The organism is Saccharibacillus sacchari DSM 19268 (assembly GCF_000585395.1).
Taxonomy (GTDB): domain Bacteria; phylum Bacillota; class Bacilli; order Paenibacillales; family Paenibacillaceae; genus Saccharibacillus; species Saccharibacillus sacchari.
This window is the reverse complement of the sequence record NZ_KK073875.1, coordinates 5091148-5103651: the sequence shown is the minus strand read 5'-3', so window position 1 is coordinate 5103651 and position 12504 is coordinate 5091148. Positions and strand designations below refer to the sequence as shown.

Annotated in this window: 9 protein-coding genes and 1 other annotated feature; all 9 genes read left to right on the top strand. The window is 55.6% G+C overall.

Annotated features, from left to right (window positions below):
- Nucleotides 1-2 precede the first annotated feature (2 nt).
- The 9 genes from ccsA to SACSAC_RS22070 all read left to right on the top strand — a co-directional run bounded on the left by ccsA (nucleotide 3) and on the right by SACSAC_RS22070 (nucleotide 12502).
- Complete coding sequence (gene ccsA / locus SACSAC_RS22110) at nucleotides 3-830, top strand: cytochrome c biogenesis protein CcsA (protein ID WP_037290425.1); 828 nt, start codon at nucleotides 3-5, stop codon at nucleotides 828-830.
- A gap of 7 nt (nucleotides 831-837) precedes the next feature.
- Nucleotides 838-1485 (top strand): precorrin-2 dehydrogenase/sirohydrochlorin ferrochelatase family protein, encoded by a 648-nt coding sequence (locus SACSAC_RS22105; protein WP_037290423.1) that lies wholly within the window; start codon nucleotides 838-840, stop codon nucleotides 1483-1485.
- Between the two features lie 5 nt (nucleotides 1486-1490).
- A complete protein-coding gene (hemC, locus tag SACSAC_RS22100; protein WP_037290421.1) occupies nucleotides 1491-2423 on the top strand; it encodes a hydroxymethylbilane synthase in 933 nt (310 codons plus the stop codon).
- A 4-nt stretch (nucleotides 2424-2427) separates the two neighbouring features.
- Entirely contained in the window at nucleotides 2428-4020 is a 1593-nt protein-coding gene (gene cobA, locus SACSAC_RS22095; protein ID WP_245608675.1) for a uroporphyrinogen-III C-methyltransferase, read from the top strand.
- Nucleotides 4021-4220: 200 nt separating this feature from the next.
- Nucleotides 4221-5228, top strand: a complete 1008-nt coding sequence (gene hemB, locus SACSAC_RS22090; protein ID WP_037290419.1) for a porphobilinogen synthase — start codon at nucleotides 4221-4223, stop codon at nucleotides 5226-5228.
- Between the two features lie 450 nt (nucleotides 5229-5678).
- Nucleotides 5679-6980, top strand: coding sequence for a glutamate-1-semialdehyde 2,1-aminomutase (gene hemL, locus SACSAC_RS22085; protein WP_037290417.1), 1302 nt, complete (start codon nucleotides 5679-5681; stop codon nucleotides 6978-6980).
- A complete protein-coding gene (locus tag SACSAC_RS22080) occupies nucleotides 6980-7966 on the top strand; it encodes an RluA family pseudouridine synthase (protein ID WP_037290415.1) in 987 nt (328 codons plus the stop codon). Before hemL ends, SACSAC_RS22080 begins: the two co-directional genes overlap by 1 nt.
- An 80-nt stretch (nucleotides 7967-8046) precedes the next feature.
- Nucleotides 8047-8358 (top strand) — a binding site (T-box leader).
- A gap of 85 nt (nucleotides 8359-8443) precedes the next feature.
- The gene (locus tag SACSAC_RS22075) at nucleotides 8444-11116 is read left to right on the top strand and encodes a valine--tRNA ligase (RefSeq protein ID WP_037290413.1); all 2673 of its coding nucleotides are present in this window, start codon (nucleotides 8444-8446) and stop codon (nucleotides 11114-11116) included.
- Between the two features lie 12 nt (nucleotides 11117-11128).
- Nucleotides 11129-12502, top strand: a complete 1374-nt coding sequence (locus SACSAC_RS22070) for a bifunctional folylpolyglutamate synthase/dihydrofolate synthase (RefSeq protein ID WP_037290409.1) — start codon at nucleotides 11129-11131, stop codon at nucleotides 12500-12502.
- Nucleotides 12503-12504: the final 2 nt, after the last annotated feature.

Here is a 12504-nt window from a genome sequence, read left to right as displayed (position 1 = left end):
GCATGCTGCTGCTTGCGAGTTTGATCGAGTTGATGATTTACATTTATGCCCTGAGCCTTCTGTTCTATTTCTCCGATTGCGTGAGCCGCAGCGTGAGATCCCGGCGGATCGGCACGGGGCTTCTTGGCGTCACGGGATTGTTGCAGTTTTCAGTCATTGTCGTACGGATCGTCTTGGAAAATCGGGTCCCGATGTTTTCCATCTACGATTTTCTGTTTTTGTTTATCTTCGTCCTCACGACAGCGGGTTTTGCTCTGGCCTTGACGCAAAAAGCCGAATTCGTCGTGCTGCTGCTCGGCATCGTCGGATTCACGGCCAGCGTGCTGAACGAATTTTGGTTTTCGGTCGGCGAACACGCGGAGCATATCGGGTATACCCAGCAGCTGCTGTTGATCCTGCACGTCGCGCTGGCGAATTTGAGCCTGGTGGCATTGACGATCGCCGCCGTATTCGGCATCTTATATCTCTTTTTATATGCCATGTTAAAAAAGAAGAAATGGAATGATACGATTCGGCGCCTGCCGAGTCTGGAACAGACCGAACGCTGGGCGCATCTCGCCGTGCTGACGGGAACGCCGCTGCTCATCGTGTCGTTGTTGGTCGCTTTCATTATGATCGTGGCGCAAAAGCGGTGGGAGATGCTGTTCGATATCAAAGGCATTACGACGTTTGCGGCACTTGCCGTGTACGGGCTGTATTTTGTGTTGAAACGCACGCGCAAGTATTCCGGTTTTTCAATCGCCAAGTGGACGCTGGTCGGTTACGCGCTCGTGATCGTCAACCTGCTGAGCAACGCGTTTTCCGAATATCACAAATGGAACGGAGGCTGAGCGGGTAATGACGGAGTATATGCCGATCATGATGGACCTGCGCGGCATGCATGTTCTGCTTGTTGGCGGCGGGAAAATCGCAGGACGCAAAGCCAACCAGCTGCTTGCGGCAGGGGCTAAGCTGACGGTAATCAGTCCGGAGATCGGCGATGAGATCCGGACGTTGGAGCAATCCGGGCAGCTCGAGCGGATCGCGCGAGAAGCCCGGATGGAAGACGCCGAGAACTACAGGATCGTGTACGCGGCCAGCGGCGACGAGGCGTTGAACGAGCGGATCGCGGAAGCGGCACGCCGCAGCGGAGCGCTCGTCAACGTCGCCAGCCGCGCTCAGGCAGGCAATTTTATTCATCCGGCCGTATTGCGGCGCGGCAGGTTGGTCGTGACGGCTTCGACGTCGGGGGCCGGACCGTCCGCGGCGTCCGCGCTGATTCGGGAACTCGACGAACGTTTCGGCCGTGAATACGAAACGTACGCCGAGTTTCTTTACGTGATGCGGCAGAAGATCAGAGCGAGTGTCGGCGAGCCGGAGATTCGGCATCGCCTAATGCGAAAGTTAACGGAAACGGATATACTGGACCATATCAGACAAGAAACATTCGTGCCGTGGAGCGAGTCGCAAATGGCCGAATGGATTGAGACAGAGCGGGAGGAATAACGGGAATGCGTACAATTGTAGTCGGATCAAGACAAAGCGCACTGGCTGTGACGCAGACGAACCAGGTGATCGACGCGCTGGAAAAGCTGGCGGCCGAGCTGCGCCTCGAGGTTTGTTTCGAAGTGAAGAAAATCGTGACCAAAGGCGATCAGATTCTGGATGTTACCCTGTCGAAAGTCGGCGGAAAAGGGTTGTTCGTGAAGGAAATCGAGCAAGCGCTGTTGAACGGCGAGATTGATATGGCGGTACATAGCATGAAGGACATGCCTGCGTTGCTACCTGATGGACTGGTTAACGGGGCCGTGCCGCTTCGTCAGGACCCTCGCGATTGCCTAATCTCCCGGGAGGGCGTCGATCTGGACGGTCTGCCGCATGGAGCGAAGGTCGGAACCAGCAGTCTGCGCCGTTCCAGTCAATTGCTGGCGTATCGGCCTGACCTGAAATTGGAATGGATTCGGGGCAATATCGATTCGCGTCTGCGCAAGCTGGAAACGGAAGGGTTCGACGCGATTCTGCTGGCGGCTGCGGGGCTCAAGCGCATGGGCTGGGAAGACCGGATTACCTCGTACCTTCCCGTAGAGATTTGTTTGCCTGCGGTCGGACAAGGGGCGTTAGGCATCCAATGCCGCGAAGACGACGCCGAGCTGCTGGAGCTGCTGGGTCGTTATCAGGACGGCGACACCGCGCGTACGGTGGCGGCGGAGCGTTCGCTGCTTGCTTCGCTCAACGGAGGCTGCCAAGTACCGATCGGTGCCTATGCGGTATTGGATGAAGACGGCAAAACCGTCCATCTGACCGGACTGGTCGGTAAGCCGGACGGAAGTCTGCTGCTCAAAGAATCCGCGACCGGAACGGATCCGGAAGCATTGGGGCGAGAAGTTGCCCGCTTGCTGGCAGACAGAGGCGCGGACGAGATTCTCGAACAGGCAAGGGGCTGAACGCATGGGAACAGAATCGATGGGAAACGAGCCTAAACGCGTCGGGAAAGTCTATCTGGTCGGAGCGGGTCCGGGCGATGCCAAGCTGATTACGATAAAAGGGCTGGAGTGCATCAAAAAAGCCGATGTGGTCGTATACGACCGCTTGGCAAGTCCGAGGCTGCTGCGTCAAATGAAGCCGGGCGCGCGTAAAATTTACGTAGGCAAACGCACCGAACGTCATACGATGAAGCAAGAAGACATCAACAAACTTCTGGTCGAATTGGCGCTGGAAGGACATGTGGTCGTGCGTCTTAAAGGCGGTGATCCGACCGTGTTCGGTCGGGTGGGGGAAGAAGCGGAAGAGCTTCGTCAACACGGCATCGGCTACGAGATCGTACCGGGGATTACTTCTTCGATCGCCGTTCCGGCGTATGCGGGCATTCCGGTCACGCATCGTAATCTGGCTTCGTCTTTTTCCGTCGTAACCGGACATGAAAATCCGGAAAAGCTGGACAAAATGATCAAATGGGACAAAGTGACCAACGCGACCGGCACGCTCGTGTTCATGATGGGCGTTGCGCAGATCGGGCATATTACCGCTCAGCTGCTTAAACATGGACGGCCGGCATCGACGCCAGTAGCCCTAGTCCGTTGGGGCACCCGCGCGGAGCAGGAGACGCTGGTCGGCACGTTGGAGGATATCGCGGAGAAGGTGGCGGCGCGCGACTTTAAGCCGCCGGCCGTTATTGTAGTGGGCGACGTCGTCAGTCAACGCGAACGCCTGCATTGGGCGGAGCAGATGCCCTTGTTCGGACGCCGCATACTCGTAACGCGTTCGCGCAGTCAGGCAAGCGAATTGGTCGACCGGATCGAGGAACTTGGCGGCGAGCCGTATGAGTTCCCGGTTATCGAGACCGTTATGCCGGAAGGCGAAGACAAGCTCCAGCCGATCCGTAAAGCTTTTGCGGGGATCGAGCGTTATGACTGGGTATTTTTCACCAGCGTCAACGGCGTTGAATATTTCTTCCGCCATCTGGACGAGCAGGGACTGGATATTCGTGCGCTATACCGTGCGCGTATCGCGGCAGTGGGGCCGGCTACCATCGAAGCGCTGCGAATACGCGGCATTCGCAGCGAAGCGCCGCCCGTTACGTTTGATGCAGAGGGCATGCTTGAGGCCTACGGAGAGAAGCTGCTTGCCGGTCAACACGTGCTGCTGCCTCGCGGAGACTTGGCGCGTTCCTGGTTGCCGCAGGCGCTGAGCGAACGCGGCCTTGAAGTGACGGAGCTCGATACGTACGAGACGGTGTTGACCGGCGAAGACGACGAGGAACTGCTGGACCTGCTGCAAGACGGCAAAGTGCATGCGATTACGTTTACCAGCTCGTCAACCGTTCGCAATTTGGTGGCCGTATTGAAACGCATGGGACAAGAAAATGCCGTAGAGCTGCTGAACGCGTCGACACTGGCCTGCATCGGTCCGCAAACGGCCAAAACGGCCGAAGAACTGGGTCTGCGCGTGGATTTGTTGGCAAAAGAAGCGACGATTGAGGGGCTGTTGGAGGCACTTTGCGCGTGGAAAGTCTCGGCAGACGGGAAAGAAACGGGTATGTAACTTGAAGAGCGGATTTGTGCACGCAGCGAGTCCCTTATTAACGATAAAAGTAAGATTATGCTCGTTTGAAATTCACCTAAACATCGACCTTGAATGCACGAAACGGCCGGAACCCTTCGCCTGAAACCCGAAGGACCCGGCCGGATTTCTGTTCGGGCGAACATTTACATTCATTTTTTAAAAAAAGGAGTCCTGTTATTATGGCATTTCCAACTGTTAGACACCGTCGTTTGCGTCGCAGCGCGGCGCTTCGCAGCATGGTACGCGAGACCGCGATCAGCGCGGACGACTTTATCATGCCGATCTTCGTTACGTACGGTGAAGGCGTGAAGAACGAAATCAGCTCAATGCCGGGCGTTTACAATTTTTCTCTCGACATGATGAAAGCCGAAGTGGACGAAATCGTCGATTTGGGGATCAAAGCCGTCATCTTGTTCGGTATTCCCGAAACCAAAGACAGTGTCGGTACCGGAGCTTATGCACAAGACGGAATCGTGCAGCAGGCGACGCGCCAAATCAAAGCTTGGTATCCCGATCTGCTCGTTGTCGCGGATACTTGCCTGTGCGAGTTCACCGATCACGGCCACTGCGGCATGGTGCATACCTTCGAACGCGACGGCCATATCCACGGCGACGTGTTGAACGACGAATCGCTGGGATTGCTTGTACAGACCGCCGTATCGCAAGCCGAAGCGGGAGCCGATATCATCGCGCCTTCGAACATGATGGACGGCTACGTGCAAGCGATCCGCGAAGGACTGGATGCTGCGGGTTACGACCAAATCCCGATCATGGCGTATTCCGTCAAATACGCATCGGCTTTCTACGGACCGTTCCGCGAAGCCGCCGACTCGGCGCCGCAATTCGGCGACCGCAAAACGTACCAGATGGACCCGGCCAACGCGCTGGAAGCGATCCGCGAAGCGGAAAGCGACGTGCTGGAAGGCGCAGACATGTTGATGGTCAAACCGGCCATGGCTTACATGGATATCATCCGCACGATCAAAAACGAATTCGACCTTCCGCTCGTGGCTTACAATGTCAGCGGCGAGTACGCGATGGTCAAAGCGGCGGCAGGAAACGGCTGGATCAACGAAAAAGGAATCGTGATGGAACTGTTGACCGGTTTGAAGCGCGCAGGAGCCGATATCATCATCACCTACCACTCCAAAGATGCAGCCCGTTGGATCCGCGAAGACCGCAATTAAGCCGCGAAGCAACCTGATAAGCAAAATCGCAAGCTGCTAGTATCTTGACCGCGTGCGATGTTTGGCTTGCGTGCGAATCGAATCCTTCACGCTCCAAGAAGGATTCGCCGCCTCAAACCACAGGTTCAGTACGGTCATGGTACAGGTACCTTGACCGCGTGCGATAGTTGGCTTGCGTGCGAATCGAACTGGAATTTCGCCGCTTCCAACTACAAATTTATCACGGTCATTATGCCGATTTTGGATTGTTGACCTTTTGTGCACATTTTTGTAGTTTAATCCCGTTTTTTTCGCAAATGCTGATGGAAAGTCAACATTTTGGCGATCTTTTCGCTTTTTCGTTGGGAATTTGTTCGAAATGTTTACAAACCGTCAGTATTCGCACAAAAAAGTGGGTTAGCGCATCGATTTTTTTGACTTTTTGCACACAATTTTTGAAGGAGTGATCCTATGAGCGAATCCGTATCCAAACGCATCGATACGAAATCGAGCGCGGCTTTCGAAGAAGCTAAACAGTATATCCCCGGCGGCGTGAATAGCCCGGTTCGGGCGTTTAAGTCGGTTGGTCTGACGCCGGTTTATATCGAACGCGGTGAAGGCTCACGCGTGTACGATATCGATGGTAATGTCTTTATCGACTATGTCGGATCTTGGGGACCGCTGATTATGGGCCATGCCCATCCCGAAGTCGTCCGTGTTTTGCAAGAGACGGCGGCAAAAGGGACGAGCTTCGGCGCGCCTACGCTGTTGGAAACCGAGATGGCGAAATTGGTCGTGGAGCGTGTGCCTTCAGTTGAGATTGTCCGTATGGTCAATTCGGGTACAGAAGCAACGCTTAGCGCGATCCGATTGGCGCGCGGCGTGACCAAGCGCGATAAAATCTTGAAATTCGAAGGCTCTTATCACGGGCACAGCGACAGCCTGCTCATCAAAGCGGGATCGGGCGTAGCAACATTAGGTCTGCCGGATAGCCCGGGCGTACCGGAATCGGTAGCCTCCAACACGATTACGGTACCTTACAACGATCTGGATTCGGTTAAGCTTGCTTTTGAAAAATTCGGCGAGCAGATCGCTTGCATCATCGTTGAACCGATCGCAGGCAATATGGGCGTTGTGCCTCCGAAAGCCGGATTCCTTGAAGGATTGCGCGAAGTGACGGAACGTCACGGAAGCCTGCTGATCTTCGACGAAGTCATGACGGGGTTCCGCGTACACATCGGTTCCGCGCAAAGCTGCTTCGGCGTGAAGCCTGATCTGACCTGCTTCGGCAAAGTGATCGGCGGCGGTCTGCCTGTCGGCGCTTACGGCGGCAAACGCGAGATCATGGAGCAGATCGCGCCGAGCGGGCCGATTTATCAAGCGGGTACATTAAGCGGTAATCCTTTGGCGATGGCTGCGGGTTACACGACGTTGAAGCTGCTGACTCCGGCGGTCTATGACCGTTTGGAAGAAGCGGGTGCGAGATTACAGGCCGGATTCGAAAAAAATGCGAAAGAAGTCGGGATTCCGGTTACGATTAACCGCGTAGGTTCGATGGTTTGCCCGTTCTTCACCGAAGGTCCGGTCGTGGACTACGATACGGCAAAAGCCAGCGATTTGAATTTGTTCCGTCGCTATTTCGCGGCGATGATCGATCGCGGCGTCAGCGTCGCGCCGTCGCAGTTCGAAGGCATGTTCGTATCCGGCGTGCATAGCGACGCCGATATCGACGCTACGATCGAAGCGCACCGCAGCGCGCTGCTGTCGCTCTGATGGCGCGCTCCTGGACGCGCCGGGGCGAATGGATCGAGACGGTTTTGCCTGCAAAACCGACCGAAAAAAAGGCTGATCCCGATCTCGACACGGTCGGTTATTCCGACGAAACTATTCCCGCAGATCAGGCCGGCAGCGATAATTCGCTTTCCGCAGCCGCCTCGCCGACGCCCGAAGCGCTGGCCGCCGCTGCGCTCGGCGTGCCGGACAAGCTGGCCCGCCGCCTGCTGCATGCGGGCGAAGTGCAGGTCCGGGGCGGCCGCGCGCGGCTGCGGCTTCGTCCGGACGAAGCCCTGGGCTTCGAGCCCGTCTGGACGGAAGACGGACTCGAAGCGTTGTACGAAGACGACTTCTGCTTAGTCGTCCACAAGCCTGCCGGGATGCCCGTTCATCCCGACGGAGGCGCGAAGCGCCTGACGCTGGCGAACGTCGTCGCCGCGCATTACCAAATGAACGGCGAAGCCTGCGCCGTTCACCATGTGCACCGCCTGGACGAATACACGTCCGGTCCCGTGCTTTACGCCAAAGGCGAATTCGCCCGGCTGGCGCTGGACGCGCAGATGCGCGACAAAGCCATCGGCCGCGTCTATCTCGCGCTCGCCGAAGGCAAAGTCCCTCGCAACCTGCGCGTCATCGACGCGCCGATCGGTCGGGACCGTCACCACAACAGCCGCCGCCGGGTATCCCCCGGCGGTCAGGAGGCGCTCACCCGGGTCGAGCTGGTGCAGACGCTCCGTAACGGTCAGGCCAGCCTCGTTCGTCTAACGCTTGAAACAGGTCGCACGCATCAGATTCGCGTGCATATGGCTCATGCCGGATATCCGCTAATCGGCGATACGCTTTACGGAGGTTCCGACGACCTGCTGCAACGTCAAGCTCTGCATGGCGAGAGTCTCAAACTCGAACATCCTTTTACGGGAGAAAAGATCGAGGTTGCCGACCCGCTTCCGACAGAGCTTCAATCGCTATTGGATCGCCTAACATAACGGGGCAACTCTCGTACGGAATCATTGACGCGCGCGGCTATGCACGGTATGATAAAGGATATTCATGAAACTTTTCAAAATCAAAGACAGTGAACGGGAAGAGTAGGCAGCAGCCCCTTCAGAGAGCGGAATCCATAGGCTGGAAGATTCCGTAGGACGGATGTTGGTCGAAGTCGCCCGGGAGTCGTTTTCCTGAACCTGATTTCGCCGGATGAATCGCGAAAAGCTAGGGAAAGCCGGTTACGGCCGTTATTCGTACGAGTGCCGCAGTCAAGATGCCGATTTTCCTTTGGGAAAGCAATCGGATCTGAGAAGATAGCGATTTTCCTACGGGAAACGCTTAGCTGCGGAACAAAGGTGGTACCGCGAAAGCAAGTCCTTTCGTCCTTTGCGACGAAGGGCTTTTTTTATTGCCTTTTTTCAATAACCAAACGAAAACCAAACGAATGTAAACCCAAATAACGGGAGGGCTGTCCGATGTCGGATATTCAAAACAACGAAAATCAAACGTCATTGCCAACGACTTACGATCCGAAGTCCGCGGAGCAGAAATGGTACAAGTACTGGATGGAGAACGATTTCTTCAAAGCCGGCCGCGTGCCGGAGGCGAAGCCGTACAGCATCGTTATTCCGCCACCGAACGTAACAGGCGTACTGCATATCGGTCACGCGCTGGATTTCACTCTTCAGGATATCCTGGTTCGCGCGAAGCGCATGCAGGGCTACGACGCGCTCTGGCTGCCGGGTTCCGACCATGCGGGTATCGCGACGCAGGCCAAAGTGGAGCAAAAGCTGCGCGAGCAAGGAATCAGCCGTCACGATCTGGGTCGCGAGAAATTCCTGGAACAGACTTGGGAATGGAAAGAAACGTACGCGGCCAACATCAAAGCGCAATGGGCGAAGATCGGTTTGTCGCTGGATTACTCGCGTGAACGTTTCACATTGGACGAAGGCCTGTCCGATGCGGTTAAGGAAGTTTTCGTTAAGTTGTATGATAAAGGCCTGATCTACCGCGGCAAACGGATCATCAACTGGGACCCTGCTGCCCGCACAGCGCTGTCGGATATCGAGGTTGAGTACAAAGAAACGCAAGGTCATCTGTACCACCTCCAATATCCTCTTAAAGACGGAAGCGGTTCGATTACGGTAGCGACCACGCGTCCGGAGACGATGCTGGGCGACTCCGCCGTAGCCGTTCACCCGGAAGATGAGCGTTACGCGGACATGATCGGAAAAACGCTCGTCCTGCCGATCATCGGCCGCGAAATTCCGGTTATCGCCGACGAATACGTAGAAAAAGACTTCGGCAGCGGCGCGGTTAAGATTACGCCGGCGCACGATCCGAACGACTTTGAAGTCGGCTTGCGTCATGATCTCCCGCAGATCACGGTAATGGACGAAGGCGGCATCATGAACAGCGAAGCCGGTCCGTACGAAGGCCTGGATCGCGCGGATTGCCGGAAGAAGATCGTTGCCGATCTGAAAGAACAAGGCGTTCTGATCAAGATCGAAGATCACTTGCATCAGGTAGGCCATAGCGAGCGTACCGACGCCGTTGTCGAGCCGTATTTGTCCACGCAATGGTTCGTTAAAATGCAGCCGCTGGCCGAGCCGGTTGTCGCTGCGCAAAAAGAAGGCACGGGCGTTAACTTCGTACCTGACCGCTTCGAGCGCACCTACCTGCACTGGATGGAAAATGTCCGCGACTGGTGCATTTCCCGTCAGCTGTGGTGGGGACACCGCATTCCGGCCTGGTACTCCCAAGAAACGGGCGAGATGGTCGTAGCCAAGAGCGAAGAAGAAGCGCGCGAAAAGCTGGGCCGCGACGATCTGGTTCAAGACAACGACGTTCTCGATACCTGGTTCAGTTCCGCGCTGTGGCCGTTCTCGACGATGGGTTGGCCGGACGAAGAAAGCGCGGACTTCAAGCGTTACTATCCGGTTGACGTACTCGTAACCGGCTACGATATCATTCCGTTCTGGGTATCGCGCATGATCTTCCAAGGCTACGAATTCACGGGCAAGATGCCGTTCAAAGATACGCTGATCCACGGTCTCGTACGCGACAGCGAAGGGCGCAAAATGTCCAAGTCACTGGGCAACGGCGTTGATCCGCTTGAAGTCATCGAGAAATACGGTGCGGACGCGATGCGCTTCATGTTGTCGACAGGCATCACACCTGGACAAGACCTGCGCTTCCGTTGGGAACGCGTCGAACAGATCCGCAACTTCGCGAACAAAATCTGGAACGCGTCGCGCTTTGCGCTGATGAACCTTGAAGGCTTTACGTACGACCAGATCGATATCACGGGTGACTTGACGACGGCGGACCGCTGGATTTTGCACCGCATGAACGAGACATCCCGCGACATCACGCGTCTGATCGATTCGTACGAATTCGGCGAAACCGGACGTTTGCTGTACAACTTCATCTGGGACGATCTGTGCGACTGGTACATCGAGTTCGCGAAGTTGTCGCTGTATGGAGAAGACGCAGCGGCAAAAGCGAAAACGCAATCCGTGCTCGCTTACGTGCTCGACCGCACCATGCGCATGATTCATCCGTTTATGCCGTTCATTTCCGAAGAAATTTGGCAGCATCTGCCGCATGAAGGCGAGACGGTTACGTTGGCGGCTTGGCCGACCTATGATGAAGCGTTGGAAAATGCGGAGTCCGCGCGCGAAATGGAATTGTTGATGGAAATCATTCGTTCGGTTCGCAACATCCGTGCTGAAGTGAACGTACCGATGAGCAAAAAGATCGAACTGAACGTTAAAGCGACTTCGCCGGAAATGTTGAGCATCCTGAGCGCCAACGAAGGCTATATCCGTCGCTTCTGTAACACATCCGAGTATGCAAGCGGACTGGATCTGCAAGCACCGGACAAAGCCGTGACATCGGTGATTACGGGAGCCGAGCTGTATCTGCCGTTGGCCGGACTGATCGATATCGCCCAAGAGATCGCCCGTCTTGAAAAAGAAGTAAAGACATTGAATGCGGAAGTGGAGCGCGTGGACAAAAAGCTGTCGAATCCCGGCTTCACGTCGAAGGCTCCGGCACATGTGATCGAGGAAGAGCGTGCCAAACAGGCCGACTACTCCGAGAAGCGCGATAAAGTGCTGGCCCGTATTGCCGAGCTGAAAGGGTAAGGGGATTCAGCGATGGACAACAATGATCGGGGCGCTTCGGCGCCCCTGACTTCTTATGCGGAAGCGGTAGAATGGATTAACGGACTGATTCCTTTCGGCATCCGTCCGGGCTTGGAACGAATAGAGGCGCTGATGGACCGCTTCGGCCATCCGCACCGTCGTCTCAAGTTTGTTCACGTCGCGGGAACGAACGGCAAAGGCTCGACTTGTGCTTTTCTGACCAGCGCGCTGATTCATAACGGCTATGACGTTGGGACGTTTACGTCTCCTTACATCACGAAATTCACGAACCGCTTTCAATACAACGGGCGGGATATTCCGGACGAGACGTTGCTCGCGCTGTCGAACCGGTTACATCCTGTTGTCGAAGAACTGGCGGAGACCGAACTCGGGTCGCCAACCATGTTCGAAGTTTCGACCGCGCTGGCTATTCTGTATTATGCGGATGTCTGTTTCCCGGATGTCGTGATTTGGGAAACGGGACTTGGCGGACGTATGGACGTAACGAATATTGTGAATCCAATGTTGTCGATCATCACGAACGTGGGACACGACCATATGGATATTCTGGGCGATACGCTGGAGAAGATTGCGGCAGAAAAGGCAGGCATTATCAAGGCGGGCGTTCCGGTCGTGACCAGTGTGAGCCAACCGGAAGCGTTGCAGGTGATCAAGGATGCGGCCAAGCTTCACAGCAGCACTTGTTATACGGCGGGCGAGCAATTCTTTTATGAAAAAACAGCAGTTGGCGAAGACGGCCAAAGCCTGCATTTCAAAGGTCCGTTCCGGGAATTCGATCTGTCTCTCTCGCTGCGCGGAGAATACCAATTGGAGAATGCCGCAGGTGCTTTTATGGCGCTTGAGGTGCTTCGTCAGTATATGGCGTTCCAACTGGAGGACGAGCAGACGACGGCGGCGTTTGAAGAAGCTTTTTGGGCAGGGCGCATGGAGCTTGTACAAAAAAATCCGCGTATTCTGATGGACGGCGCGCATAATCCCGAAGGGGCGGCTGCATTGGCACAAAGCTTGCAAAACGGCTGGACGTATAACAAACTCGTACTGATGATGGGCATGTTGTCCACCAAAAGCCACGAAGACTATTTTAAATCCATTCTGCCGCTGGTTGATGAATTGATCTTGACAGAACCGGATTTTCGCAAAAAAATGAATGCTTCGGCGCTGGCTGATATTGCGGAGGGACTACGGGCGGAATATGCCAAGCCGAACCTTCGCATCGTCGTGCAGCCCGATTGGAAAACGGCGCTGGCCGAGTTCAAAGCTTCGATCGGACCGGAGGACCTCGGGGTCGTCTCCGGTACGCTGTATTTAATTTCCGACGTGCGTGCGCAACTGCTGCACCAGGCCGATTCTGAGAAAGGTTGGTGAAA